A 26,068-nucleotide genomic window follows, 5' to 3' on the forward strand; every position below is an offset into this window, starting at 1 on the left:
ACCCAAAAATATTTTTTTTAATTATTTCTGCCATAAAATGTGGAAAAACTGCTTCTGACATTAAAAAATTAACAAATTCTTAACGTTTTGTGTTGTGTTTTGCGAATGTGATAGGTTGTGACACTGTTTTGACAAAAAAATTATAAAAAAAAATTTGCACAATATAAAACTTAGTGTTACCTTTACACCATCAAACAACGATAGTACAGGCCGAAAGGCTAACACATAAAGAGTCTTCTCATAATTTAGGTTTATAATTGGTTTAGTAAAGGTCCCTGCCCATCAGGGGCCTTACTTGTTTTATAGGGTTTTTTTACGGCTTTATTACTACTCAAACTTTGCCAGACCAGTTAAAATTTTCAGGAATAATATATTAGTAAAGCTATTTTACGTGCTTATTAAATCTGATGTTACTTTCGGCAAGTTCATTATTGTATTTTAAGTTTATTAAATTGTTGGTACAGTTCCGCCATCTATAACGAAATTTGCTCCTGTTAAATAATTTGCTCTTGGTGAAACTAAGAAACCAACCAAATCAGCTATTTCTTCAGGTTCAGCGGGCCGGCCGTAAGGTATACCACCCAATGCATCCATAACGCTTTGCTGAGCTTGTTCTAAAGTACTGTTGGAATTTCTCGCAATCTCGCCTAACCAGGCTTTTGACGCTGTTGTATTTATCCATCCCGGCGAAACAGTTAGCACGCGGACCCCTTTTGGTGTAACTTCGTTTGATAAACTTTTACTGTAATTGATTAATGCTGCTTTTGATGCTGCGTAAGGCAATGTAGAATCATACAGCGGCAGTATACCCTGGATGGAAGCGATGTGAATAACAACCCCGCTTTTACGATCAATCATTTGCGGTAAAAATCCCCGATCAAGCCTAACAGGAGCCAATAAATTAGCTTGTAAGGTTGATATCCAATCCTCATCATTCAACACTGAAAAACCACCGGCCGGTGTTGATGAAGCACCAAGGTTGTTTATCAGAATATCCAACCTACCATATTTTACTAACACTTCATTGATCACTTTTTGCGCATCTTCTGCCTTACTCAGATCAGATGGAATAAAATGTAAATTGCTGTTTTTTTCTTCGGCAGCATTTCTTGCAGTTATGATTACCGTTGCGCCAAGTTGCAATAGCCTTTCAGCAATAGCCTTTCCGGCTCCTTTTGTACCTCCCGTTACCAGCGCAATTTTGCCTGATAGTTCATTTTGATAATTCATTGTCGATTTTTTAATTTCTTTGTGCAAATCTCTGAAGTACGTTAGTTCCTCACAAGTACGGAGTTACGATTCAGATAGGGATAAATTTATCCCCTATTGTACATGCTGGGTTATAGGTTTAATTTTGCAGCATGTATGAAAGGAAAGTAATACCCAACCTGAATTGCGGGCTTGACCTGATAGGTGAAGTACTGTACGGCAAATGGAAGATACGCCTGCTTTGGTTTATAGATCAGGGGCATCAACGACCAAGTGAACTGCAACGCAAAATTCCTGATGCCTCACGCAGGGTATTGAATATGCAACTAAATGAATTGGAAAAACATGAACTGATTATCAGAAAAATTTATCCGGTTGTACCACCAAAAGTAGAATATAGCCTTACGGACTTTGGTAAAACGGTAATACCGGTGATTGCAGCTTTAGGGGAATGGGGCGATAACCACGAAGAACGTTTACGAGATGTGATTTTAAAACAAATTTCAATTTCAGAGTTGGAGAACAAGCTGGTTGATTAGTCACTGTTTAACAAAAATATCTTATATGTGCCGCCTAATCGGCTTGTTCTCTTGTCGAGAATGATTTTACTGTTGCTATATCGCATGTTGTTGCGATTGGGTTGGCATACGTTTTTACGTGCGGGCTTTTGGTAAATACACCCACAATGCCACATCAAAGCGACACATTGCCAGATACACCCAACAAGAATTAAGCAGATAACTAATTGTTCACAGTGACTTTTAGTTATCTCTTGCCAATTCGTATCTTTTTACTACTTTTGCCATCCGCACGGGGGATTAGCTCAGCTGGCTAGAGCGCTTGCATGGCATGCAAGAGGTCATCGGTTCGACTCCGATATTCTCCACCAAAGCCCACAACTGTGGGCTTTTTTTATTTCCCATTATCGTTGCGATGGAGACTAATACAAAAAATCATTAGCTTTAAAAGCTGATAATACAGATATGACCATTAGCCTTTTATTTTTTACCTGCAGCATATGCTTCGTTTTAATGGCATTGATCGCGTTATTTAATCCTGCCCGGGTTAATATAGCAGCAAACAGGTGGATGGGCTTGTTTTATATTTCGGCCGCTTGCATAACGCTTAACCCTGCCATTTATAGCTTTGGATTTGCGCGCAAGTTATCATTCGTTATGGGTTTTAATGAACTGAGCCATTTTGCCATGATGCCCGCCCTGTATTTAGCCATAGTGCAATTTACTACCCCCGCAAAAAAAATTAACGTAACAGACTATTTGCATTTACTGCCCTGGGCCATTTTTGCTGTTGTTCAAATCTCCGCATTATCAGGGCATAATTTTTTAACGTGGCAACAGGCACAAATATTTAGTTGGTTATCCGTAATAGGAATAAGATCTCAGTTTATAATTTATTGGGTGCTGGCCTATAAACGGCTCAGTAATCATCAAAAACACATCAGGTTAATAATTGCCGACGTTGAACCGGTTAGCCTGAATTGGTTAAAGTACCTGTTAGGGATATTGGGCCTTATGCTGCTTTGCTTTTACATTTCCGTATTATTTAAAGTAGGCTTTTCAAGTGTTATTGCGCCTTGCATTTACCTGGCCGGCAGCCTGGGGATACTTTACTACTCTCTTGCTCAAAAAGAAATTTACCCCTACCAGCCCGAAGAACTGAAAAGCATAAGGCAGGTATTTGTTGATGTTAAGGATAACGCGAAGACTACAAAACAACGCTTAACCGACGAGGAAGCTTCCCGGCTAAAGGCGCGGCTTGATTATTTAATGACCGCCGAGAAGCTTTACTTAGATCCTGAGTTAAATCTTCCGCAGTTAGCGCAGCTTATGCCGGTTACAGTTAACGACCTGTCTTACCTGCTTAATGTTGCAATTGGTACCAACTTTTTTCAGTTTGTTAACGCGCACCGCGTTGAGGAGGCGAAGCAGCTAATGCTATCCGAACAATATAAGCACCTTAATTTGTTGGGCATTGCCTATCATGCCGGCTTTAACTCAAAAACCACCTTTAATACCGCATTTAAGAAAGAGACGGGCTTATCTCCCACTCAGTTTATTCAAAAAGAGAAAAACGGGCAGCTGGTTTCAACCGTTGTATAAATTCCGTTCGGATTTATACAACCGAACGACGGGTGTTTTGTAGCCCGGTAATATTGTGTCAAAACTGAAAGACACTTTATTATGAAACAAAGAACCTTTATCCAAACGGCTTTAGCCTGTATCCTTACAGGGCTGGTAAGCGCGGCATCCGCCCTGCGTGTGGGCCAAAACTATCTTAATATTATTCCGCCATCCCGACGGCCAATTGCCACTGCGCTTGTGCTTATCTACCTGGTATGTTTTCTGGTTTATATCTTTACCCGGATGCGAAAGAACGCCGCCAACCCGGTAAAGGGCCAGGCTGATTTAGCTTTTTGGCAAGGGGCCTTGCGTTATGTATTTGCGTTTGACATCTGCATTTTTGGTATAGGTAAGTTTTTCGATATCCAGTTCAATATCCCCCTGGCTTGGCAGGCTACCCCTTTTGGCAGCCTGCCGCCGCACCACCTGCTATTTGCTTTTTATGGCAAATTTGATGCTTTGGCGCGTATTATAGGCGTAATGCAAATAACCGGCGGATTGCTGTTGATCTTTAGGCGCACAAGGTTGGCCGGTGTAATTTTCCTGCTGCCTGTAGTTTTACATCTGCTGTTATTAAACGCGTTCTATCTGCACGCCACGCTTTATTATGTGCTGATCCTGACGATGGCACTTTTGTATCTGTTGTTAATAGACTATAACCGCTTAAAGCAGTTCTTTTTTGTTGACTACGATGAGCAACCGTTTTACCACTTTAAAAGCAGCGCCCTAAAAAATCTGCTGAAGGCGTTTGTTATAATTGGGCCGCTAATACTGATGGCTGTACATAAAAAGCCAAAATATTTTGCTGCGATAAACGGAGAATATAATGTTGAAAAGCTAAGCGTGAATAACGAAATGAAAAACCTTAATACCCGCGACAGCGTGCTCACCAAGGTTTTTATTGACGGGGAAGACTTTGTGCTGGAATATAACAACTATAAGCGACGCGTTTTAGGCGATTATAAATATAACGGAGCAACGAAAGAAATTCAAGCATGGTGGTATTATCCGGAGGATAAACGCGATACTTTGTTCGCTAAAATTTTGCCCGGCCCAAAACCCGGCACCCAAATTATTGACGGACAAATGGGAAATGAAACCCTTAAAGTAGAAATGACAAAGGTAAATAGATAGGCTATTTGTACCGGGTAAACCGAATTCTACATATGGGTGTGGATTGTTTTAATGGTCCCTAAATGATGGGGGCCATTAAAACTTTGTGGCGGTCCGTGGGACAAAAAATCAACATTTTGCAATCAATTAAATACCAGTGTATTACTCCGTATTTACAGCTAATTTTCCTGACGAATAAGTAGTCTCACTTTGTCCCACGCCGAGACTTCAAAATGTTCAAAGTCAGATGATTACGAAAAATCTTGTCCCAGGTTGTCCCGCTTTGTCTCACACGCACGTGGGACAAAACACATCAAAACTCATCAGCCGTAGAGCGGCTTTCAGCAAACGGCGAATTGTAAAAGGTAATGGTTTTGTTGGCCCGGTCTAATGCAAAGGTCCATTCAGAGGTTTGGTTTTTTTGTTCGGTGGTGCTGTCTTCGCAGCCAAACGTAAAGCGCACATCCAGCACTATTCTGAAATTGCCACTACCGGTTTTCGCGTCGTAATTTACCCTGTCAAAAGCCATGCGCATAACATCCGGCGAGCCACCTTGCCTAAACTCGCGCTGCAGCTCCAGCGCAAGTTGATTGTAGTTGGCAGAACCAGTCGCAAACAGGTTGTTAAGCCATGCTGCAACGCCTGGGTTCAAGCCGCTTAGTTGACCAAGCTGTTCGTCGTTAATGCTGGTGTCAAAACGCTCCATGGGGTTAAAAATCGTCATTTAAAAAACTAATGCAGCCATAAGCAATGTTTTTTCTAATTTAGATTTTTGCAAGGCTAACATGAAACCACTCCACCGCAATCTGCTTATAGCATCAAACCTGTACCGGGCATCGGCGCTGGCAACTGTTTTGGCGTACCTGCTGGCTGATGTAGCTAACATGGTACCCGAAATGCTGATGATAGCGTTTATGCTGATAGTAGCCTATTTGATCAGGGCCGGGTTTAGATGGTTGAAATGGATGCTGCTGGTATGGGAACTTTACAATGTTCCGGCATTCATAGCCCTTGTTTCTAAACCCTGGTCGGGCAACACAGGCACAACGGTATTATTAATTATTATTGAGATCCTTCAGGTAGTGGCCCTGGTATTTTTGTTTCTGCCACGAAAGGAAGAGCCCGATATGGAGCCGGAGGATGAAGAAGAGCAACCCGCAGATACTGAATAGCTATGCCATCGGCTTTTATATCCCACATTCAAAAGTATGTTCCACTTACTGCAGCTGAGGTGCAAATAGTGAACGCGCATGTGCGGGTATTAAACATCAAAAAGAAAGCATGGTTGCTGACCGAGGGGCAAATATGCCGCAATAACTACTTTGTTGAAAGCGGCTGCCTGCGTATGTATTATATTACCGATAAAGGCACCGAGCAAATTACCCAGTTTGCTTTAGAGAACTGGTGGCTGGCCGACTACATGAGCCTGACCATGCAGAAGCCATCGGCTTTTTTTATACAGGCTGTTGAGGATGTGCAGGTAGTAGCCCTTGATCATCATAAGCAAGAAGAACTATTGCAACTGTTGCCTAAGTTGGAGCATTATTTTAGGGTGATGATGCAGCGCGCCTATGCAGCTATGCAAATGCGTATTAAATACATGCACGACTTTTCAAAGGAAGAAGTGTACCACCAGTTTAGCGGCCTTTTTCCTGATTTTGTTCAGCGCGTGCCACAATATATGCTGGCATCCTACCTGGGCCTTACGCCGGAATACCTGAGCGAGATCCGAAAGAAAAAACACTGACCCTGCATTTCTTAAACCAGTTTAATTTTTACCCGGATGCGGCGCTGTATGTTTGTCTCAACAAAAAAACATACAACAATGAGCAATAGAATTGACATCCAGAAACAACAGCCAGAGGCTTACAAAGCCATGTTTGCCCTTGAGAAATATTTAAGCACCAGCGCAATACCACCGTTACACAAAGAGTTGATAAAAATGCGGTCATCGCAGATAAATGGTTGTGCCTTTTGTATTGATATGCACACGCGCGACGCCCGCAAATTAGGCGAAACCGAGCAACGCATTTATCTATTGAACGCTTGGCGCGAAGTTGATAGCATTTATACCGAAGAAGAACGCTGTATACTGGCCATAACCGAAGAGGTTACCTTAATAAGCAACAAAGGGCTTACTGAGGAAACCTACGCTAAAGCAGCCGGGTTATTTGAGCCTGATTATATAGCGCAACTGATAATGGCAGTAGTTACCATCAACGCATGGAACCGTATAGCCATATCAACCCACTTGCAACCGGCAAAGGCATAAAAGGTAGGGTTCAAAAAAACAAAGCGGCTCCGGTTTACCGGGGCCGCTTTGTTTAATATGGCTATTTGAAATACTTATCAGCAAAAGCCAAAAAGAAGGGCCAGTTGGGTCCGTCAGTATGGCCTGATGCATGCTGGCGGTAGGCCACATCTCCATCTAACAAGGTTTCAACTTTAGGAAACTCATGCACTGCCATGGCTTTTTTACCTAATAGCGTGTAAACCGGTCCGGCAGCATCAGCAGCCATATACATGCCCTTTGCATCTACCCATTCGTCGCCCTTTTCGCCGGCGCTGATAAATACAGGGCGAGGGGCGCAAAGCGCTATCAGTTCGTGCGAGTCGACCGGAAGATCATTCCAGTTTAATGGGCCCCCGTACTTTATAAAATTTCCGGCCATCCAATGGTAACCACCTTTGCTTGTTAAATTTCAACAACTTCCCCGGCATCCCTGCGGCCCGGCTTTGCGCCTCCCTGTCCGGATGAGCTTACATAAGCTGCCGCCAGGCGCGTATTAAAAGCCATTGATACCAGCGTAGCCTTACCCCAGCGCGAATGGCCTTCAAGTGCTACTTTCTTGGCATCAACAGCTTTGTTGGTCTCAAAATAATCTAAAGCGCGGTCTGCACCCCATGCCCAGGCACGTAAAACACCCCAGTCATCGGGCTTGCGCCATTGACCTTTATTTACCAAACCAATAATGCCTTTTGTAAGGCCCCCGCCATCATCTGCCTGAACACTACCCGGGTTAATTGTTGCATAGGCCCAACCTTTTTCTAATATCTGTTCCTGCGGGGATTTGGGCCGGGGTTGATTATTGGCCCCCGCTCTTGGCGGCCCGCCAAAACCGAAGGCTCCGGCCGGTGCAGGGTTCAGAAAATCTTGCCCGCCGTAAACCATTATTACAGGGACAGCTTTAGCGGCGTTTTTAGGTACCATCAGCGTAAGTTGTATATCAACATTAATGGCCGGGTAAGATGAGTTATCTACATGGCCCACCAGCTGTTTAAAGTTAACAGGAATATTGTTCACAACCTGGTCGGTATCTTTAAACACCTTCCATGTAACCCGGGGCATATTTTTAGGTACGCGCCCGTATATCTCCCTGCTAAAATCCTCTTCTATTTCGGCACGGCGTTTTGGCCACTCTGATGCTTTGGTTACCTTTTTGCCGTCCTTAAACGTCAAAGGATCCGGCCATACCGGGAATGGGTTAGCTTTTGATTCATCATAATTGGCGTGATAAGGCGATGCGGGGTCGTTGCCGTCGCGGCCTCGTCGTAAGTTGATTATCTTAAGCTGATCAAGCATGTTCTGGTGGTCGGCGGCGGTAGCATCAGCACGGGCTTTTTGAGCAGCCTGCTGCTCTGGAGTTTGCTGGCGTTGCGGCGCCTGTGCGTAAGCAATGCTTGTAAACAGCAATGCAACGCTTATTGATCCGATTATTCTCATCACGGTGGTTTATAGCGAATGGAAGCGATAAAAAACCCGAAACTATCACATTCCGGGTTTTTATAGGTCATTTACTCTATTTAAAATACTTATCTGCCCAGGTTAAAAAATAGGGCCAGTTTGGTCCGTCTGTGTGGCCCGCAGCGTGTTGGCGGAAAGCGACATCGCCATCAACCATGGTCTCTATTTTGGGGAAAACTTTTGTTTCCATAGGTTTTTTACCTAACAGCGTATAAACGGGGCCGGCAGCATTGGCTGCCATAAACATGCCCGGTGCATCAACCCATCCATCCATGTTAACTTTAGCTACTTTACCACCGCTTATAAATACAGGGCGAGGGGCGCACAGGGCTATTAATTCATGCGCGTCAATAGGCAGATCGCTCCATTGTAATGTACTTCCGTATTTTAGGAAGTTGCCGGCCATCCAATGATACTCTGACGATGCGGTTACGTTTTCAACCACTTCGCCAAAATTGCGGCGGAGAATTTTAGCGCCACCCTGGCCCGATGAACTTACATAGGCTGTTGCCATACGTGGGTTATAAGCCAACGCAACAATCGCACCTTTTCCATAGCGTGAATGGCCCTCAATGGCTACCTTTTTTGCATCAACAGCCTTGTTGCTCTCAAAATAATCTATAGCACGATCTGCCCCCCAGGCCCAGGCGCGCAAGGCTCCCCAATCATCAGGTTTGCGAAACTGACCTTTATTAACCAAACCAATTATGCCTTTTGTTAATCCGGCACCATTATCAGCCTGTATGGTACCCGGGTTTAGGCTTGCATAAGCCCAGCCTTTCTCTAATATTTGTTGCTGCGCACTTTTAGGAGCCGGGCCCGCTCCCGGCGCGCCGGCTCTTGGCGGCCCAAAACCACCACCAAATCCACCCGCCGGGCGAGGCGCTAAAAAATCCTGCCCGCCGTATACCATTATTACAGGTACAGCTTTGCTTGCACTTTTAGGTACTGTTAAAGTTAATTGAATATCTACATTAATAGCCGGGTAAGACGAATTGTCTACATGGCCAACCAATTGTTTCACATTTACAGGGATATTATTTACCACCTGGTCACTATCCTTATAAACCCTCCATGTTACCTTAGGCACATTTTTAGGCATCCTGCCGTATATTTCACGATCAAAAAGCTCTACTATTTCGGCGCGGCGCTTTGGCCACTCAGCAGCTTTTGTTACTTTTTTGCCATCGTTAAAAGTTAAAACCTCCGGCAAGTTTGGATAGATATTAGCCTTTGATTCATCGTAATTGGTAAAATTAGCCGCGGTTGAGTCTGAACCATTTTTGGGGGGCCTCATGGTGGTAATGCCCAATTGCTTCATCATGTCATTACGGTCGGCCTGGGTGGCATCTGCTGCTGCTTTTTGGGCTGCTTGTTGCTCGGGCGATGCGGCAGGGCGTTGTGCAAATGCCGACGTAGCCAACGCCCCACAGGCGAAAATAAGTGCGATTGTCTTTTTCATTTATAATTTAGTTTACGGGTTGCGGTATTGGTTTTGTGTGTGGGATGGACGATCTCGTCACACAATCAGCTTAAATATAGGGAATAAAGCCATTTGCAACTCAATTGCAGGATAAAATGCTTGTTACAATTGTAAGGTGTACAATAATAAAATTAGCCTAATCATCATGTCTTTACAATCAGGTTAGACGTAGCTTTTTAAACTATTTCGATTGATATAAAAAGCAGGAAAACGGCGCTACAATTGTTAAATCAACAATAATCAATTTTATAAATAGCGCAATAATTATTCGGCATGCTCAAAATGCTGGTGCAGCTTCTCTTCTTCCAGGTCTAACAGGTCAAATTGGTGCTTAACCAGCTCATCGCTTATCTCTTCTTTTTTGTTGAGGGCATGCAGCAGCTTGCGCTGTTCTTTTAGCAGATGAGCCATTATCTTCAGATAATCATTATAATAAAACTTTTCGCGCGCGTGGTTATCGCCTTTGTCCCAGTCTTTCAATAATTTCATTTCGGCATTGTAGCGCATCACCAGGCTTTGCACCATGCCGTTGTTTTTGCAAACATCATTATAATGCTCATCCAAAATACTTAATGACAGGTGCGCCAGTTTTTTTCGTACCAATTGCCGCTGCTGCTCCATGGGTACAGTAAGGTCTGGGTCGGGCATTTTTACCCATTTTACAACCAATGGTAGGGTGAGGCCCTGTAATACCAGCGTAACCAGTATTACCGAGAAGGTGATAAATAATATCATATCCCTGTTAGGAAAAGGCGCGCCGTTGGTTAAGGTTAAGGGGATGCTTAGCGCCGCCGCTAATGATACTACACCGCGCATACCCGTCCACCCCAACACGGTTGGCGATCTCCATCCCGGATTTGGATCGGCAACGGTTATTATCTTGCTCATCACCATAGTAATAACCACGGCAGCATAAGTGCAAATAAATCGCCCTATAATTAAAACCCCCGTTATTATCAGGCTGTAATTGATGGCCGACTGTAATCCACCATCGGCTCCCAGATTTTTTATAACAACCGGAAATGCCAGTCCTATTAAAATAAACACAAAGCCGTTTAGCACAAAGGACACAGCCTGCCACACGCTAACACTTTGTATGCGGCTATGGTACGACAAAAACAAGTGCCGCCGTGCCGACAAAAACAGCCCACCGCTTACCACCGCCAACACGCCCGAAAAATGGAAACTCTCTGCCGCTATGTACATTACATAGGGGCTCATAAAAGTAAGCACCACATCTGTATTGGCCGATGTGGGCAGCCAGCGGTGTATAGCGTAAAAAACCAATGCCACAGCCAGGCCAATGCCTACGCCCATTACAATAACCAACACAAAGTTGATGGCGGCATTTTGAAACACAAAGGTACCGGTTAGTACAGCCGCCAGTGCGAACCTGAACACTACCAAACTGGAGGCATCATTCAACAAGCTTTCGCCCTCTACAATGGTAACAAAGCGCCTGGGTACTTTAATATGCTTTAAAATGGCGCTGGCCGAAACCGCATCAGGTGGCGAAACGATGCCGCCTAACAAAAACCCGGCTGCCAGCGTAAAGCCGGGTATAAGCGCTGCCGATACGAACGCTACCGCGGATGATGTTAAAATAACTACGGGAAATGCGAAGCTGGATATAACGCGTCGCCATTTCCAAAAGTCTTTCCAGGATGTGTTCCAGGCGGCTTCGTAAAGCAGGGGCGGTAAAAATATCACGAAGATCAGATCCGGCTCTATTTGTATCCCGCGCAAAAACGGAACGAAACCTAAAGGCAAACCAACCAGCACAAGCAAAATAGGATAGGCTACTTTTATCTTCTGCGCCAGCATTACTACAAACAGAATAATAACCAGCAGGCAGGAGTATTGTATTACGGCGTGATGCATGCAACTAAAATAATGTTTTTGGTTGATTGGTGATGGGTTGATTGGAGATTAGTTGTGCACAATGGGTTGGGATCAAAGTACTCCCTAATGAAATACCGTCACAACTGCCCTATCTCAATAGCGGAAGGACACCCCTTATCAATTTGTCATTTCGATAGAGCAGCAGGTTAAATGCAATGAGCGCCGGGGCGAAAGAGAAATCTTTTCGAACCGATAGGTAATGACCGGGGGTATTATCGCTTCAAAAAGATTTCTCCCTCGCGCAGCGCACCACCCAACCCGTGCTCCGCAGAAATGACAAGAGGTTAAAACACGCCAACAAAAAAGGCCTGATCTTTCGATCAAGCCTTTAACCTTTTAGCTTTCGCCTTTTACCTTAATTAGTAACGGTAGTAATCAGCCTTAAACGGACCGTCAACTGTTACGCCAATGTATTCAGCCTGATCCTGGTCAAGTACTTCCAGCTCAACGCCAATTTTAGCCAGGTGCAAACGTGCAACTTTCTCGTCCAGGTGTTTAGGCAGGGTGTATACTTTGTTTTCGTAAGCACCGGCGTTGGTCCAAAGCTCTAATTGAGCCAACGTTTGGTTGGTGAACGAGTTGCTCATTACAAAGCTTGGGTGGCCTGTGGCGCAACCTAAGTTAACCAAACGGCCTTCGGCTAAAACAATAACGTCTTTACCGTCAATAGTATATTTATCAACCTGTGGTTTAATTTCAATTTTGCTGCTGCCATAAGCGCCGTTTAACCAGGCCATATCAATCTCGTTATCAAAGTGGCCAATGTTACAAACAATAGCCTTGTCTTTTAACGCGCGGAAATGCTGCTCGCGAACGATGTTTTTGTTGCCTGTAGCGGTAACAACAATATCAGCCTCGGCAATAGCAGTGCTTAATTTCTTAACTTCGAAACCTTCCATAGCTGCCTGTAAAGCGCAGATAGGGTCAATTTCGGTAACTATAACACGTACGCCAGCGTTGCGTAACGAGTCGGCAGAACCTTTACCTACGTCGCCATAACCGCAAACAACACCAACCTTACCGGCCATCATCACGTCAGTTGCTCTACGGATAGCGTCAACCAACGATTCGCGACAACCGTATTTGTTGTCAAATTTTGATTTGGTAACCGAGTCGTTAATGTTGATAGCAGGCATTGGTAATGTACCGGCTTTAACACGCTCGTATAAGCGATGAACACCTGTAGTGGTTTCTTCAGATATACCATTAATACCGGCAACCAGTTCAGGATAACGATCTAAAACCATATTGGTTAAATCGCCGCCATCATCCAATATCATGTTCAATGGTTTTCTATCTTCGCCAAAGAATAAAGTTTGCTCAATACACCAATCAAATTCCTGCTCATTCAAACCTTTCCAGGCATAAACAGAAATACCTGCAGCAGCAATAGCAGCAGCAGCATGATCCTGCGTTGAAAATATATTACATGATGACCAGGTAACTTCGGCACCCAGCTCAACAAGGGTCTCAATTAATACGGCGGTTTGTATGGTCATGTGCAGGCAACCTGCAATGCGCGCGCCTGCTAATGGTTTTGATGCACCAAACTCCTGGCGAAGGGACATTAGGCCCGGCATTTCTGCCTCGGCTAATTCAATTTCTTTACGGCCCCACTCGGCCAGCGAAAAGTCTTTAACTTTGTACTTGATGTAAGCGGTCTCTACTGATGACATAGCGTTTCATTTTTTTGAAATGCAAAAGTACAGTATTCCCTTGTGAAAGTAAAATGCTTTGGTGTGAGGATGATAACGGGCTTATTGCGCTTTCATCACCAGCCGCCCATTATATACGCCGCCGGTTTCAACAGAGAGTGCGCCGGTTGTTATATCACCAGTTACCTTGCCGGTGGCGGCTATCTCAATGGTGCTTACGGTTATGTTGCCGTTAACGGTGCCGTGTACCACCATTTCTTTGGTTTTTACGTGGCCATCTATGCTGCCGTGTTTGCCCAAAATAAGGCCGTCTGCAATTTCAACGTTACCTTTTATGTGGCCATCAATACGCGCGAAAGCTTTGGCCTGCAAGCTGCCGTCAACTACAGAGCCCTCGCTTATTAATGTGGTAATGGGCCTGCGGTATATGCCCGGCTTTGTGGTTTTGTCTAAAAACGCCATTAGTTGTTAAGCGTTAAAAACTTTGTAGGATTTACCGGCCTTCCGTTTTGTCTAACCTCATAATGCAGGTGCGCGCCTGTTGAACGCCCTGTTGAGCCAACCTGACCCACCTTGTCGCCAACGTGCACTTTTTGGCCAACCTTAACAGTTATGCGCGATAAATGCCCATAAACGGTCTCAAAGCCGTTATTGTGTTTAACCCGCACGCAATTACCATAACCACCAGACCAGCCCGCAGAAACAATCTGACCATTGGCGGTACATTTTACCGCGTCGCCATAGTTGCCTTTAAAATCTATGCCCGGATGATACTCCGCCTTCGCGCTGCTGAACGGATCACTGCGATAACCAAAACGTGATGTTAACGAACTTATACGTGGATAACCCATTGGGGTAAAGGCAACTGCTGTAACCACACTGTTTAAATAACTATCATACGCCATGTAAACCTCTTTGTCTGACAGATCGGCGTCGGCATTGCCGGCACCACCAACAGACGGAGTTGAGAAACCCTTTAAACCACGTTTCTTTAAATAGTCGTTTATCTTTTTTAGTTTGCCTTCAATGGCTTGTATGTAAGATTGTGCCTGGTGCTCTTCGCCCGCACGTCTCAAACTTTCGGGTATCTGGCCCTTCAGGCTTTTTATCTGCGATAATAGTTGCTGTCTTTCCAACTCGTGGCGTGTATTGTTCTGCCGTTGAACAACAATGGTGAGCACAAGCAATGCCAAAACACTAAAAAGGCCTAAGGCATAAAACTTTAAGCGGTGTATATGTTTTGTTTTAACCTGCAGCGTTTTAGTTGCCGCGTCGCTTTTATTTAAAATGATGACAGTGCTAACGTCTTTGGGGTCTAACTTCTTCAATGTTAAATCATTTAGGGTTTGCAAGTTAGAAAAACCCTTCAAATAATCAAGCTAAAAAATTGTTAAAAATGCTGTGGCGTTTAGCCTTGTGGCAAGGCGTTTGCTGTGTTTTTTTAGAAGCCAAAATTCTTGAGAAAAGCGCAAAAGCCAGTCTTTATAATTAATAAAATTTCTTTTCAAACTTATTTATTTAACTATTGTTTGTTGAAGAAACACACATCACTTATGAAAAAGCTAAAAGTAATTTTAATGATCGCGCTATCAACCCTGGCATTGCAGGCCTGTAACAGCGGCGAGAAAGACAGTACAGAAACCGCAGACAGTTTAAACATGGAGAAGGATACCTCGGTAGCAGGCCCGGGCATAGCTGTTGTGGAGGATGACGCCAAATTTGTGGTTGATGCCGGAAATGGAGGCATGACAGAGGTTGAGCTTAGCAAACTGGCTCAGCAAAAAGCAACTAACGCAAAAGCTAAAGAATATGCGGATATGATGGTTATGGACCATTCTAAAGCTAACGAAGAGCTGAAAGCATTGGCCAAGGCAAAGAACGTAACCTTGCCTGATTCTTTAAATGCCGACTCAAAGAAAGCGTGGGCCGATCTGAATGCTAAAACCGGGAAGGATTTTGATAAAGCCTATGTAAGCACCATGGTTAGCGAACATAAAAAAACAGTTGCCATGTTTGAAAGCGCCAGTAAGGACCTGAAAGACGCTGAATTAAAGGCCTTTGTTGACAAAACATTACCCACCCTGAAAGGTCATTTAGACAAAATAACAGCCATTAACGATGGTATGAAATAATTAGAAAAGATTAAAAAAGTATTAAAAAAGGGGCAAAAAATCTTTTTTTTGCCCCTTTTTGATTGTTTTTTGTATTTTTTTTGAAAAAAAGTGCAAAAAGTAGCGGATAAGTGCGATGTTATTTTATACCTTTGTAATAACTTATTACATCGGACTAAACCAATTTGTTCTTTATGAGGATAATAAGATCAGTTAATGGAAGGAGAAGGGTAGTAACTTCTCCTTTTTTTATTTCCTTTTTTTAAGGTCGCTTACTGCCTCACCCCTCCTCGTAATTATAAATTCGTCAAAAAAGCTGCTTTTTTATCTGTTTTTTTCAATTTATAATGTTTTTTACCCGTTTTCAACCATTTTTTTCTAAAGCTGCAAGTGCAGTGAAAAGCTTCTCGGGCTCAATGGGTTTTCTTAAAAAACCTGCGAAATAATTGCGATGTTCGCTTTGGTGCTCGGCGGTTATGTCGGCAGTAAGGGCAAAAATGGGCGTATTATTATTTACATTTTCCCCTGTAGAAATTTCGCGGGCAGCCTCAAAACCATCCATTTCGGGCATGTGTATGTCCATCAAAATAAAATCAAACCTATTGTTTCTTGTTTTTACCAATGCTTCAAGACCGTTTTTGGCGTGTTCTGTGTTAATTTTCCAGTTGCCTAACAACCGCGTTATCACCATAGCGTTTATCAAATTATCTTCGGCCAGCAAAACCTTCTTTCCGTTCAGATCATCTGAATAAGTAGTGCTTTTTCCCCCGGGAATAGCAGATGGTTTAAGGATAAGGTCAAAGTAAAACGTTGAGCCCTCGCCCTCTGTACTCTCTACTTTAACGTTGCTGTTATGTAACGATACCAGCTTTTTCACAATTGCCAAGCCGAGGCCAGAGCCGCCATGCTTTTTTTTAGTAATGGAGTGCGGTTGTGTAAATGCATCAAATATACTTTGTTGGTTTTTTGGACTAATGCCAATGCCTGTGTCAATAATTTTTAGGCGAAGCAAGTCGCCATCATTTAGCGTATCAATTTTTTCAACAAATATTTGAACGCTTCCTGTGTAAGTAAACTTAATGGCGTTTGTAATGAGGTTCCCTAAGATTTGTGAAAGCTTGGTTTCATCCAACTCGTAAGCAGAAGCAACGCCATCGGCAATGTTTAGTTGCAATAACACACCTTTTTCTGAAGCGAGGCTAACGTATGTATTTCTGATGTTTTCAAGCAGCTGTAAAAAATTACAAGGCGCAAGCTCAAGGGCTGTTTTACCCGCTTCCAGCTTTGTAAAATCCAGAATATCGTTAATCAGCAGCAATAAATTATTAGAAGCAAGGCGCAACGAACTGAGCAATTCCTGCTCCTCTTTGTCTGCCCTGTCAGACAACAGCGAGGCTATGGTTATTACAGCATTTAAAGGCGTTCTTATTTCATGGCTCATGGTTGACAGGAACTCCTGCTTTACCAAAGCCATTTGCTCCGCGTGATTCTTTTTCTCAATGATCTCGGCTTTTTCTAACTGCATCTGGGCCTCTTTTTTTAGCCGGTCCATTTCCGCAACCATTTCGTAGTTCTCAATTAACTTGAGCGTTTGATTGTTAATTACGGTATCCTTTTCCTTAAAATATAACTCCAGGTATCGCAGCGCATTCTCGGTATCACCCTGTTGTTTAAATATTTGATAGTACAGGTAATAGCATTTAAAATTTACCATTATCAAATGGTATTCTATACCCAACTTTAAACCATCGTCTAAAATTTGCTTAGCTTTTTCAAATTGCCTCATTTCGGCGTATAAAACAGCCAGCCTGTGCAGGGCCATGCCCAGCCCCAAAACCTCACGCACCTCCTTATGGATCCTTATCGCTTCTTTAATATCGGCTTCAGCTTCATCATGTTTTTTAAGTGCGATAGCTATCTTCCCACGGCCATAAAGTGCAAATGCAAGCCCCCTTATATCGCCTGTTTTCTGTTTAATAGCAACAGATTGGTCAATAAGCGCGATAGCTTTCTGAATATCTTTTTGTTTAAGGTAAATGCTTGCCAGCGGGTTATACGCGTTGGCTTCCTGGTTAAGATCTCCGGCCAGTTTTGATTCTGCTATAGCTTGTTCGTAAGTCCTGATGGCGTTTTTTGGGTCGCCGAAATAATCATAAATGGTGCCTAATGATTTTAACGCGCGCGCCAGGTTTTGATGATCGTTGTTTTTACGATAGATGTTGACACAATCGGTAAGGTAGGCCATGCCCAGGTAGTAGTCGTTGGTTTTATAATAAACACCACCTAAGTTATATTTGGCGCTTGCTACTCCCAACTCATCCTTTAGCTCTTCAAAATAGGCCAGCGCTTCTTTTGACATGTTGATGGCCGAGTCGTACTCGCCCTGTATCATTAAAAAAAGAGCATATTGACTAAGGCTTTTTGCAACCAGGGGCTTATCGTTTATCTCGCGGCTTATTGAAAGCGCTTTTTGGGCCAGCTCCACGCTTAGCGTCAAATTACTTGACCGGCACGCATAGCCCTCATCCAATAAGCTGACCACTTGGGTCCTACTGTTCTGCAAAGATGGAGTCATAGCAATTATACGATTAGGGACGTAAACAGTTTGCCTTTTTTTTAAAGGTAGTATAAAAAAGCATTATATGCTTATTATTAATACGTTATAGATTTTTTAAAGATTAAAACGCAGAAAAGCGATTCGGGATCTTCTAAAACAAACTGAATTGCGTGCTTAGCACCGGTAGGGCTATTTGGCCCGCGCCAGCTATTTGGTATAGGGCGCTTTCTGTATACCGCGAAGCAACAACTATTTCAGTTTCGGTAGAGCGGCTTTTAAAAAGGCTAAGGGCCAGTTCAGGGCAGTTGTTATCTTTTGAAAGGTGAGATAAAAAAAGATGGCTCATAAAATACGGGCGGTAATCCTCAAAAAGGGCAAGCGCTTGTTTGTTAGATAAGTGGCCCTTGCCGCCCCGTATGCGGCGTTTTAAATGATAGGGGTAGCTGCCGCGCTCAAGCATTTCTTCATCATAATTGGCTTCCAGAAAAGCGGCATGGCATTGCTGAAAATGAGCGATCAGATTTTCGCATACCGCGCCCAGATCCGTAAACACACCTACTTTTAAATCGCCGCAGGTTATGGTAAAGCTATGGGGCTCGGCGGCATCATGCAATTTATTGAATGGTGTAACTGTAAGCGAGCCTATACTTACCGGTACATCGGCACAAAATGACCTTAGCAAGCCAGCTGCAATTTGCAAGCCGGAATGCAGCAGCGTAAGCGGTGTTATATAAACCGGCAGATTGTGTTTTTTTGCGAGAACGGCAAGGCCACGAATATGATCGCTATGCTCATGCGAAACGAAGATGGCCCGCACTTTACGCATAGATAAACCGAGGCGCGCCATACGTGTTTCGGTTTCGCGGCATGATATGCCCGCATCTATCAGCACAGCATCGTGGTCATTACCAACATAATAGCAATTACCGTTACTTCCTGAATTTAATGATGCTACAAACAAACACATGTTTACAAATAAACCCGTTTTTAATCAGTTAATCAATAGGCATAAAAAAACCGGGCATTGTATTGCTACAGCTGCCCGGCGTATTGTTTAATCAATTGTGTTTTTAATATATAAAGCTACCATCGCCACGGCGTAGTAAGCTACGGCCGTCTCTTTGGGCCCTGCCGCTCCATTTTTGCAGGTTAAGCGTAAAGCCTACCATGAAATAACGGCTAAGCGGGTTTGAGCGGGTATCGGTGTATCCTGTGCTTGTTATGTTACGGTTAATAAAGTTATTTTGGTTAAATATATCAAAGAAAGCCACCCTTAAGATACCATTACGTTTCGCAAACATTTGCTTTTCAATAAAGGCATTTGCTACAAAAGGGTTTTTAGTTACGTTGTTAGCAATGCCGCTAACATAGTTCTTGCTTAAGTCATACTCTATAGTCCAGCTTCTGTCTTTGCCAAAATAGAAACGGCCTTCCAGGTTAAAGCTCATCCGGGTTATGTCGGAATTTAAATTATTTTTTTCGGTTGACAAGCTATTATAAGACCTGGTTAATGAATGCGAAACGTACGGATTGATCTCAATTACGTCGTTTGGATTTATACGCGGGCCAAAAGAATTTCTAAAGTTATAAGTAGTTATCTGAGTGCGGGTGCCAGCGTTTAAACCTAATGAGTAATCGTAAGAAGCTGTTCCGTTAAGCATTAGAGAGTAGCGTCTGTCGCTAAAGCTTTTAGATATGTTGTAGTTTCCTGACACTGTTTTACCACCACTTATATTAACATAACGCGTTTCACGCTCTGTGCCCTTGTCGGTTAATATCAACGTAGTGTTGCTAACCACCTGGTTATTGTTTAAACTTCCATTAATGGTTCCGCTTAGATTAAGCCTTGAGTTAGAAAGGTAATTGCTATAGCGAATTGAAGCTGTATGCCTGAATGATGGTTTAAGATCTGGATTACCGTAAGTAGTATTCAAGGGCTGAGACACATCCGGTACGGGCTGTATCTGATCAAAAGTAGGCTCGCTAGGTGTGCCGCTGTAATTAATAGCTAACTGCTGTTGGCGAGACCATTGATATTGGAAGCGGAACAATGGCACCAGGAAGAAATTACTACGGGCTACTGCGATATTTCCGCGGCTTACGTTAGTTCCTTCCAAACGGGTTGGTATTGCAGTTGCACCGAGAGATATGTTAAATTTAGTTTTTACTAAACGATAGTTTAGAGCCGCGCGCGTTTCGGTAAATGAATAATTGAAAATGTTTGTCGCTTTCTCAAGCCTGGTTACTGTTCCGCTAGGGCCAACGCTATCTGTAAGGAGCGAATTATCGTACCCTCTGTAGTTGATCTGCCCATTAAATTCTATTTGTGAAGATGGCGATAGTGGCTCAACATATGTAAGGCTTGTTCTAAAGTTTTTAGATAGATTTTTTCGCGCTACAATACGATGAATCACAGAGTCGGTTATAGGCAATTTATCGAGATTACGTATAAGCGTGTTTTGTTCATTGTTTTGTTTCTGATCACCACTTGTTAAATTGAACTGGATAGAAATGTTTCTTCTTGGCTTTTTAAATATGTATTGATAAAAGGCAATTAACCCCAATTGCGGCGTATTATTACTGTTGCTTGTGACGCTGTTAGTTGATTGGTTGCGAAAGCCTTTTTGCAGTTGGTCCTGCATATTGCTTGATGTAGAATTTGTCAGGCTAAAACTTGGAGTAATTCTTATAAAATTAGAGCTATCAGGTGTAATTTCAAATTCAACACTAGCTCTGTGGGTTTTATTGTTTGTAAGATTATTACTTGTAGTAGTATTGAATAAAGTATCAGTCCTCTCCGTATTTGTTGCTTTATCAAAAAACTTATAAGAGTTTAATGAACTAGTGAGGTTAAGTACATTGGCATCGCTATAGTTTATGCTATAGCTACCTGTAACTTGCACTGCTTTACTTAATTGATCGCGATAGTTTACAGATGCGTTGCCAGATACTGTATTGCCACCGCTACCATTACCACCACCGCCGCCACCACCATTGCCTTGCCTTCCGGAAGACGCGATACCGTTTAAGGTGTTTGATAATGCCACATTTACACCAATTTGCTGATTGCCATTTATGCGTTGCGCAAATATACGCTCCTCATGGCGTCCGTTTGGACCCACGTTAGCACTTAAGCGAAGTATGTTACCTACAGATCTATCCGCACGTGTGGTTAAGTTAAGCACTTTTTGGGCGTCGCCATTTTTTATGCCGGTACGGCCAGCCTGATCACCGTAATCATCCACTACCTGAAACTTCTCAATAATGTCTGCAGGTAAAGATTGTATAGCCTGTGCTACATCGCCACCAGAATAATCTTTACCATTTAAACGGGCCTTAGCTACTGCCGTTCCGTTAAAAGTTAAAGAGCCGTCTGTTCCTACTTCAAAACCTTCAGCTTTTTTCAGCATTTCATCAACTGTGGCATTTGCGCGTACTTTATAATCGCTGGCTTTGTATTCAACAGTATCGGTTTTGTAGGTAATGCTTGGTGTTCCGTTAATAACAACTTCCTTTAGCAACTCATTCTCGCCAAACAACTCAATCGGATCCAAAGTAATTCGTTTTGCAACGTCATTGTTTAACAATTTGCGTATTACTGTTTTCATTCCCATTGCCTTTACAGTAATAACAAAGGTGGCAAGTTTTACATCTTTAAAAATAAATATACCATCCTCGTTTGTTGCGGTTTGCAAAGAGTCTTTTGCAGATATCAGCTTAACGCTGGCGCCTATAACAGTTTCTCCCTTTGAATCTTTAACCACGCCGCTAACGTCGCGGGCATCAAGAGCGTCTGGTAAGCCTGGCGTTACGGTTCTTACAGCAGCTGGTGGTGCACCCGGGGTTACCGTAGCAGGCTGTGTTGTTGGGGCTACCGTAGCCGGCGGCGTAGTTGGTGTTACCGTTGTTGGCGGTGTAGCCGGCGGTGTTGTGGGTTGCTGAGCAAATACACTGCACGATAAAAACAGAGCTACAGCTATAAGTAATAATTTTTTCATTGTTGGGTTTGTTAAAAATAGGTTAGGGTTTTTATTTTTTAGCCAGTGTATATTTACCCCAAAAATCACTCGGGCTTACCATTTCCTGGAAATTGAAGGTTCCGCCACCTCTGGGGCGACCGCCGCCACCTGCGCCTGCAAAGCCGCCACCGCCATTCATGCGTATGTTTACAGTAGGACCTCCAGGACCACCTGGGCCGCCACCCGGGCCTCCCGGATCTGCACCACCACCGCCTAATCCGCCGCCACCCATCATATCAATGTTTGGCAGGTTGGGTATCTGTAAACCGTTTACCTTTACGTTGTAAGCAAGCTCGTTGGTGCTCGCGGTAGTAAGGCCCATCAGCTTCAGCGGTATAGCAACTTCGTATATAAAGTTTCCTTCATTGTCATAATTGGCCATGGTTTTTACGCCATGTTCGTTATATAATGATATCAGCGAGTCGGGAATATCCTTAAAGCCTGATACCTTTATTTCCTTGTAGGTTAAAAGCGCTTTTTTGCGTAGGGCTATGGTTGCAGAATCCAGTGGATCGCCGGGCCTTCCCATGCCCATCATAGCACCCATGCCACCGGCTGCGCCACCGCCGCCCGGGCCACCAACACCAACACGCATCACCGTAATTGCACCGCCACCACCGGCAGGCCCGCCCGCAATAGGGCCTCCAGCACCACGCTGAAAGCTAATAGGAGCAATAACGGGATAGGTAATTTTGTACGTGTTTTCGGTTTTCTTTTTACCCTCGGTATTAATTGCAATGGTTATTGCGCCCGCCACTATCTTATTATTATTCATCGCATCTGTTGACTTGATGGCGAGATAAATATTTTTTTCGTCGTTAGCTATGGTGTAATAAAGTTTAGTGGCTTTATTATAAGCCTGAAAGCTATCATTCCATTCAACCAGTTTGCCATCGGCTTTAACACCTGCCGGCGCCCATAGGCTAACTTCCTGCACATCTTTCATCTTCTTGTCTTGTGCTACTGCTACCGAGCAGGCTACTGCAAGCAAAGTTGTTATTGTGAGTATTTTCTTCATTTTCGTAATTGGTTTATTATCATGCTTTTTAAGACACGTACAAGAATAGCGAGTATTTAATGTTGGCTAAAATAAAGTATACAAGGGCTATTAATGTTGCGACAATAAGGCTAATTGGTGCGACGACAATATTAGCCAAACGTTTTTAAAACTAAATAGTTAGTGCTGTAAATTTATAGTTACCAACTTTTTTGTTACTCAGTTAAGTAAATAGTAAGGTCTACGGTAAATTTATCGGGTGTGTTAGAGATAGTGAGTTCATGCTTATCCGGGTACAGGATGGCTAAGCGCCTGCGTACGTTGGCTATACCAATGCCAGAGCTACCATCCTTTGAATCATCAGCAGGGCCAACATCGTTTGCCACGCTGAAACGCATAAGGCGCGTTACTTCATCTACAGATAATGTAATATCAATAACTGCAGTTTCTAACATGCCCGTGCCGTGCTTAAAGGCGTTCTCTACAAACGGTATCAGTAACATGGGTTCAATGGCATAAAAGTCTATATTGCCCTGCACATCCAGATTGGTTTTTACAGAATCCCTGAAGCGCAGCATTTGCAGGCTGATAAAGCTCTTAATGTATTCAACCTCCTTGCCCAGGGTTACCCGCGAATCATCACTCTCATACAGCATATAACGCATTAGCTGGGAGAGGCTTACAATGGCAGGCTCCAGCGAGTCAGATTTTTTACGGGCAAGCGCTACCAGATTGTTCAATACGTTGAACATAAAGTGAGGGCTTATCTGCGAACGCAAAAAGGTTAGTTCAGACTTAAGATGCTGTGTTTCCCGCTCTTTTAACAGCTGTTGTTTTGCGCGGTTATCAATAATTATGCGGTAACATACACTTAACAATATGGCCATTAGCGGCGCAATCCAATCGAGAAACATGTACCTTGGTCCACGACTAAATCTGTAAATGTTTACGCGCTGCCCCCCTTGCCTGAAACGCCCTGAGCCGTTTCCAAATCTTTCAGGAAATGGCGGATAAGGCCTGGCCTTTGTTTGGTTAAGCGTGTCATTTGTACCGGGGAAGGGCGTCTCAACATGTCTCTCGAAGGTTCTCGAGGTAAGTGTGTCGCCGGGCTTGCCCGGGAATGCTTCCGCTCGCGGCCCAAAGTTTGGTCTTCCGGATGTATCGGAATATCTGGTTGGCCATGGTCTTTCTTTCATTCCCTCAAAAGGGTTGGGCCTTAAGTATGCCCAATAAACCCAATAAGCTCCGGACATAAGTAAGAAGCCAAGGATATAAAGGGCTTTTCTTTTGTTAATTAAGGGATAAATAAGATAGGTGTGTACGTAGAATACGCATAGTAGCGCTAAGTTTGACGTTACAACTCCCATTATAAAACGATGGTGATACTCTTCCGGGATGGGACTGTTCTCATCGCGACCTAAATAAGGCAGCACCATTAAGGTAAACCATATTACTAACGGCAGGATGTATTGTATCCAACGCCAACTAATCAGTTTTTTCATGCTACAAATAAAATCATAAAAAAAACCACTGTAACATTTATGAGATAAAACGCCCTAATGCTGCGACGAAATACCACAACCTATACTGCAAATGTTTAAAACGCTTATGCTATATCAGATATAATTGATAATTAGTATCATTGTATTAAACCAATTATGAACTGCATTATAATAGATGACGAGCCCTTAGCGCTTGAACTAATGGAAGATAACGTAAGCCGGGTGGAAAACCTGCACTTGGTGGCAAGCTGCCGCTCGGCAACGCAGGCCCTGCAAATTATGCAGGACAGGGAAATAGATCTTATTTTTTGCGACATACAAATGCCGGGCATAAACGGGCTGCAGTTTGTTAAGAGCCTCGCGCAAAAACCGCTTATTATTTTTGTTACGGCTTACCAGGAGTTCGCTTTGGATGGCTTTGAATTGGATGTGGTTGACTATTTGTTGAAACCGGTGTCGTTAGAGCGGTTTTTAAAAGCGTGCAACAAAGCCACGCAGCAGTTTGAACTGACCAGACGGCAGCCTGAGGCAAAGGCGGGCGAAGTATCAAGAAAATATATTTTTTTGTATGCCGACTATAACCTTATTAAAGTAAATCATGACGATATAACTTATATAGAGGGGCTTAAGGATTATGTTAAGATACACAGGATTAGTAATCCGAAGGCGATTATATCAAGGGTTACTATAAAATCATTAGAAAGCCAGTTACCCGCTGATGTTTTTTTCAGGGTGCATAAATCATACATTGTTAACCTTGACCATGTACACTCCATACGTAAAGGGCGTATAAAAATTGCCGATGCCGAGATTCCGTATAGTGATAGTTTTAAGGATGTTATAACCCAGATGACGGGTAAAATGAATTTTTAAAGGCCCAATCCTAAACATCAATATTGCCTATTTTTTTCTAATTATATATAAGTATTATCTATATAGTATAGGTAAATATGATCTGCGCGCACCTTAAAAAGGCCTATATTTGCCGCAAATAAAAGTTATATATATATGATTACTATAGGCGAAAAATTCCCTCAATTTTCTAAAACTGCTGTTGTTAGCCTGGAGAAAGGAAAAGAGTTTGAAACGTTAACTTCAGACTACCTTGCTAATGATGATAACGTGTGGACCGTTATGTTCTGGTGGCCAAAAGACTTTACTTTTGTTTGCCCTACAGAGATAGCCGAGTTTAACAAAAACTTCGGCGAATTCCGCGATCGCGAAACCCGTTTGATCGGTGCATCAACAGATTCTGAGTTTGTTCATGCTGCATGGAGAACGCATCATGATGATTTGCGCGACCTTAAATTCCCTATGCTTGCTGATACTTCAAAATCACTGGCGGAAGATCTGGGTATTTTAGAGCCTAATGAAAAAATTGCTTACCGCGCTACGTTTATTATTGACCCTACCGGTATTGTGCGCTGGGTATGTGTAAACGACCTGAATGTTGGCCGCAATGTAAAAGAGGTTTTACGCGTATTAGACGGTTTACAAACTGATGAGCTTTGCCCATGTAACTGGGAAAAAGGCCAGGAAACCTTAACCGCTTAATTTTACAATAAATTATATCCCCTTAGTGTGTATTGCTACGGGGATATTTTTTTCTGCTATGAAAATAATAGTTTGATTAT

At 43.2% G+C, this 26,068-nt stretch carries 23 protein-coding genes and 1 tRNA gene; 10 read left to right on the top strand and 14 right to left on the bottom strand.

Annotation, left to right across the window (positions count from 1 at the left end; translation table 11 throughout):
• Positions 1–447 precede the first annotated feature (447 nt).
• Positions 448–1,230: an SDR family oxidoreductase gene (locus ACFQZS_RS18515; protein ID WP_377102501.1), complete on the bottom strand. Its 783-nt coding sequence runs from the start codon at positions 1,228–1,230 to the stop codon at positions 448–450.
• Between the two features lie 131 nt (positions 1,231–1,361).
• Between ACFQZS_RS18515 and ACFQZS_RS18520 the strand changes: the two genes are divergently transcribed.
• From ACFQZS_RS18520 to ACFQZS_RS18535, 4 genes are all read left to right on the top strand, one after another.
• Positions 1,362–1,748 carry a winged helix-turn-helix transcriptional regulator gene (locus ACFQZS_RS18520; RefSeq protein ID WP_377102502.1) on the top strand — a complete coding sequence of 129 codons (387 nt, stop codon included), beginning with the start codon at positions 1,362–1,364 and terminating at the stop codon, positions 1,746–1,748.
• A 273-nt stretch (positions 1,749–2,021) separates the two neighbouring features.
• Positions 2,022–2,098, top strand: a tRNA-Ala gene (locus tag ACFQZS_RS18525).
• A gap of 94 nt (positions 2,099–2,192) precedes the next feature.
• The gene (locus tag ACFQZS_RS18530) at positions 2,193–3,329 is read left to right on the top strand and encodes a helix-turn-helix domain-containing protein (RefSeq protein WP_377102503.1); all 1,137 of its coding nucleotides are present in this window, start codon (positions 2,193–2,195) and stop codon (positions 3,327–3,329) included.
• Between the two features lie 81 nt (positions 3,330–3,410).
• Complete coding sequence (locus tag ACFQZS_RS18535; RefSeq protein ID WP_377102504.1) at positions 3,411–4,484, top strand: hypothetical protein; 1,074 nt, start codon at positions 3,411–3,413, stop codon at positions 4,482–4,484.
• Between the two features lie 292 nt (positions 4,485–4,776).
• Here the strand turns inward: ACFQZS_RS18535 and ACFQZS_RS18540 are convergent, their stop codons facing one another.
• Complete coding sequence (locus tag ACFQZS_RS18540) at positions 4,777–5,187, bottom strand: hypothetical protein (protein WP_377102505.1); 411 nt, start codon at positions 5,185–5,187, stop codon at positions 4,777–4,779.
• 61 nt (positions 5,188–5,248) lie between these two features.
• On the opposite strand from ACFQZS_RS18540, the gene ACFQZS_RS18545 reads away from it, so the two are divergent.
• The 3 genes from ACFQZS_RS18545 (at position 5,249) to ACFQZS_RS18555 (ending at position 6,735) form a co-directional block, all read left to right on the top strand.
• On the top strand, positions 5,249–5,635 hold the full coding sequence (locus ACFQZS_RS18545) for a hypothetical protein (protein WP_377102506.1): 387 nt from the start codon (positions 5,249–5,251) through the stop codon (positions 5,633–5,635).
• Between the two features lie 2 nt (positions 5,636–5,637).
• Positions 5,638–6,210, top strand: coding sequence for a Crp/Fnr family transcriptional regulator (locus tag ACFQZS_RS18550; protein ID WP_377102507.1), 573 nt, complete (start codon positions 5,638–5,640; stop codon positions 6,208–6,210).
• A 78-nt stretch (positions 6,211–6,288) separates the two neighbouring features.
• A complete protein-coding gene (locus ACFQZS_RS18555; protein ID WP_377102508.1) occupies positions 6,289–6,735 on the top strand; it encodes a carboxymuconolactone decarboxylase family protein in 447 nt (148 codons plus the stop codon).
• Positions 6,736–6,796: 61 nt separating this feature from the next.
• Here ACFQZS_RS18555 and ACFQZS_RS18560 read toward each other — a convergent pair whose 3' ends face one another.
• From ACFQZS_RS18560 to ACFQZS_RS18590, 7 genes are all read right to left on the bottom strand, one after another.
• Positions 6,797–7,135: a glucuronyl esterase domain-containing protein gene (locus tag ACFQZS_RS18560; protein WP_377102509.1), complete on the bottom strand. Its 339-nt coding sequence runs from the start codon at positions 7,133–7,135 to the stop codon at positions 6,797–6,799.
• A 23-nt stretch (positions 7,136–7,158) separates the two neighbouring features.
• Positions 7,159–8,187 carry an alpha/beta hydrolase family protein gene (locus ACFQZS_RS18565; protein ID WP_377102713.1) on the bottom strand — a complete coding sequence of 343 codons (1,029 nt, stop codon included), beginning with the start codon at positions 8,185–8,187 and terminating at the stop codon, positions 7,159–7,161.
• Between the two features lie 76 nt (positions 8,188–8,263).
• Entirely contained in the window at positions 8,264–9,670 is a 1,407-nt protein-coding gene (locus tag ACFQZS_RS18570; RefSeq protein WP_377102510.1) for a glucuronyl esterase domain-containing protein, read from the bottom strand.
• 285 nt (positions 9,671–9,955) lie between these two features.
• A complete protein-coding gene (locus ACFQZS_RS18575) occupies positions 9,956–11,572 on the bottom strand; it encodes a Na+/H+ antiporter (protein ID WP_377102511.1) in 1,617 nt (538 codons plus the stop codon).
• Positions 11,573–11,952: 380 nt separating this feature from the next.
• The gene (gene ahcY, locus ACFQZS_RS18580) at positions 11,953–13,269 is read right to left on the bottom strand and encodes an adenosylhomocysteinase (RefSeq protein ID WP_377102512.1); all 1,317 of its coding nucleotides are present in this window, start codon (positions 13,267–13,269) and stop codon (positions 11,953–11,955) included.
• Positions 13,270–13,350: 81 nt separating this feature from the next.
• Complete coding sequence (locus tag ACFQZS_RS18585) at positions 13,351–13,710, bottom strand: bactofilin family protein (RefSeq protein ID WP_377102513.1); 360 nt, start codon at positions 13,708–13,710, stop codon at positions 13,351–13,353.
• Positions 13,710–14,576, bottom strand: coding sequence for a M23 family metallopeptidase (locus tag ACFQZS_RS18590; protein ID WP_377102514.1), 867 nt, complete (start codon positions 14,574–14,576; stop codon positions 13,710–13,712). Before ACFQZS_RS18590 ends, ACFQZS_RS18585 begins: the two co-directional genes overlap by 1 nt.
• A 225-nt stretch (positions 14,577–14,801) precedes the next feature.
• On the opposite strand from ACFQZS_RS18590, the gene ACFQZS_RS18595 reads away from it, so the two are divergent.
• A complete protein-coding gene (locus tag ACFQZS_RS18595; protein WP_377102515.1) occupies positions 14,802–15,380 on the top strand; it encodes a DUF4142 domain-containing protein in 579 nt (192 codons plus the stop codon).
• A 343-nt stretch (positions 15,381–15,723) separates the two neighbouring features.
• On the opposite strand, the gene ACFQZS_RS18600 is transcribed toward ACFQZS_RS18595, so the two are convergent.
• The 5 genes from ACFQZS_RS18600 to ACFQZS_RS18620 all read right to left on the bottom strand — a co-directional run bounded on the left by ACFQZS_RS18600 (position 15,724) and on the right by ACFQZS_RS18620 (position 24,434).
• Entirely contained in the window at positions 15,724–17,934 is a 2,211-nt protein-coding gene (locus ACFQZS_RS18600) for a tetratricopeptide repeat-containing hybrid sensor histidine kinase/response regulator (protein WP_377102516.1), read from the bottom strand.
• Between the two features lie 133 nt (positions 17,935–18,067).
• A complete protein-coding gene (locus tag ACFQZS_RS18605; RefSeq protein WP_377102517.1) occupies positions 18,068–18,883 on the bottom strand; it encodes an MBL fold metallo-hydrolase in 816 nt (271 codons plus the stop codon).
• Between the two features lie 103 nt (positions 18,884–18,986).
• Positions 18,987–21,914, bottom strand: coding sequence for an outer membrane beta-barrel protein (locus ACFQZS_RS18610; protein WP_377102518.1), 2,928 nt, complete (start codon positions 21,912–21,914; stop codon positions 18,987–18,989).
• Between the two features lie 31 nt (positions 21,915–21,945).
• The gene (locus ACFQZS_RS18615; protein WP_377102519.1) at positions 21,946–22,953 is read right to left on the bottom strand and encodes a hypothetical protein; all 1,008 of its coding nucleotides are present in this window, start codon (positions 22,951–22,953) and stop codon (positions 21,946–21,948) included.
• Between the two features lie 194 nt (positions 22,954–23,147).
• A complete protein-coding gene (locus ACFQZS_RS18620; protein WP_377102520.1) occupies positions 23,148–24,434 on the bottom strand; it encodes a sensor histidine kinase in 1,287 nt (428 codons plus the stop codon).
• A 156-nt stretch (positions 24,435–24,590) separates the two neighbouring features.
• Between ACFQZS_RS18620 and ACFQZS_RS18625 the strand changes: the two genes are divergently transcribed.
• A complete protein-coding gene (locus tag ACFQZS_RS18625) occupies positions 24,591–25,307 on the top strand; it encodes a LytR/AlgR family response regulator transcription factor (protein WP_377102521.1) in 717 nt (238 codons plus the stop codon).
• A gap of 135 nt (positions 25,308–25,442) precedes the next feature.
• Complete coding sequence (locus ACFQZS_RS18630; RefSeq protein ID WP_377102522.1) at positions 25,443–25,988, top strand: peroxiredoxin; 546 nt, start codon at positions 25,443–25,445, stop codon at positions 25,986–25,988.
• The last annotated feature ends 80 nt before the right edge of the window (positions 25,989–26,068 follow it).

Origin of the sequence: Mucilaginibacter calamicampi (genome assembly GCF_042676765.1) — a bacterium.
In the GTDB taxonomy this organism is placed as follows: Bacteria; Bacteroidota; Bacteroidia; order Sphingobacteriales; family Sphingobacteriaceae; genus Mucilaginibacter; species Mucilaginibacter calamicampi.

What these genes read in the sequence shown, in the direction of transcription:
- ACFQZS_RS18515 (WP_377102501.1), bottom strand. Translation starts at nt 1,230, where the DNA reads ATGAATTATCAAAATGAACTATCAGGCAAAATTGCGCTGGTAACGGGA.
- ACFQZS_RS18520 (WP_377102502.1), top strand. Translation starts at nt 1,362, where the DNA reads ATGTATGAAAGGAAAGTAATACCCAACCTGAATTGCGGGCTTGACCTG.
- ACFQZS_RS18530 (WP_377102503.1), top strand. Translation starts at nt 2,193, where the DNA reads ATGACCATTAGCCTTTTATTTTTTACCTGCAGCATATGCTTCGTTTTA.
- ACFQZS_RS18535 (WP_377102504.1), top strand. Translation starts at nt 3,411, where the DNA reads ATGAAACAAAGAACCTTTATCCAAACGGCTTTAGCCTGTATCCTTACA.
- ACFQZS_RS18540 (WP_377102505.1), bottom strand. Translation starts at nt 5,187, where the DNA reads ATGACGATTTTTAACCCCATGGAGCGTTTTGACACCAGCATTAACGAC.
- ACFQZS_RS18545 (WP_377102506.1), top strand. Translation starts at nt 5,249, where the DNA reads ATGAAACCACTCCACCGCAATCTGCTTATAGCATCAAACCTGTACCGG.
- ACFQZS_RS18550 (WP_377102507.1), top strand. Translation starts at nt 5,638, where the DNA reads ATGCCATCGGCTTTTATATCCCACATTCAAAAGTATGTTCCACTTACT.
- ACFQZS_RS18555 (WP_377102508.1), top strand. Translation starts at nt 6,289, where the DNA reads ATGAGCAATAGAATTGACATCCAGAAACAACAGCCAGAGGCTTACAAA.
- ACFQZS_RS18560 (WP_377102509.1), bottom strand. Translation starts at nt 7,135, where the DNA reads ATGGCCGGAAATTTTATAAAGTACGGGGGCCCATTAAACTGGAATGAT.
- ACFQZS_RS18565 (WP_377102713.1), bottom strand. Translation starts at nt 8,187, where the DNA reads ATGAGAATAATCGGATCAATAAGCGTTGCATTGCTGTTTACAAGCATT.
- ACFQZS_RS18570 (WP_377102510.1), bottom strand. Translation starts at nt 9,670, where the DNA reads ATGAAAAAGACAATCGCACTTATTTTCGCCTGTGGGGCGTTGGCTACG.
- ACFQZS_RS18575 (WP_377102511.1), bottom strand. Translation starts at nt 11,572, where the DNA reads ATGCATCACGCCGTAATACAATACTCCTGCCTGCTGGTTATTATTCTG.
- ahcY (WP_377102512.1), bottom strand. Translation starts at nt 13,269, where the DNA reads ATGTCATCAGTAGAGACCGCTTACATCAAGTACAAAGTTAAAGACTTT.
- ACFQZS_RS18585 (WP_377102513.1), bottom strand. Translation starts at nt 13,710, where the DNA reads ATGGCGTTTTTAGACAAAACCACAAAGCCGGGCATATACCGCAGGCCC.
- ACFQZS_RS18595 (WP_377102515.1), top strand. Translation starts at nt 14,802, where the DNA reads ATGAAAAAGCTAAAAGTAATTTTAATGATCGCGCTATCAACCCTGGCA.
- ACFQZS_RS18600 (WP_377102516.1), bottom strand. Translation starts at nt 17,934, where the DNA reads ATGACTCCATCTTTGCAGAACAGTAGGACCCAAGTGGTCAGCTTATTG.
- ACFQZS_RS18605 (WP_377102517.1), bottom strand. Translation starts at nt 18,883, where the DNA reads ATGTGTTTGTTTGTAGCATCATTAAATTCAGGAAGTAACGGTAATTGC.
- ACFQZS_RS18610 (WP_377102518.1), bottom strand. Translation starts at nt 21,914, where the DNA reads ATGAAAAAATTATTACTTATAGCTGTAGCTCTGTTTTTATCGTGCAGT.
- ACFQZS_RS18615 (WP_377102519.1), bottom strand. Translation starts at nt 22,953, where the DNA reads ATGAAGAAAATACTCACAATAACAACTTTGCTTGCAGTAGCCTGCTCG.
- ACFQZS_RS18620 (WP_377102520.1), bottom strand. Translation starts at nt 24,434, where the DNA reads ATGAAAAAACTGATTAGTTGGCGTTGGATACAATACATCCTGCCGTTA.
- ACFQZS_RS18625 (WP_377102521.1), top strand. Translation starts at nt 24,591, where the DNA reads ATGAACTGCATTATAATAGATGACGAGCCCTTAGCGCTTGAACTAATG.
- ACFQZS_RS18630 (WP_377102522.1), top strand. Translation starts at nt 25,443, where the DNA reads ATGATTACTATAGGCGAAAAATTCCCTCAATTTTCTAAAACTGCTGTT.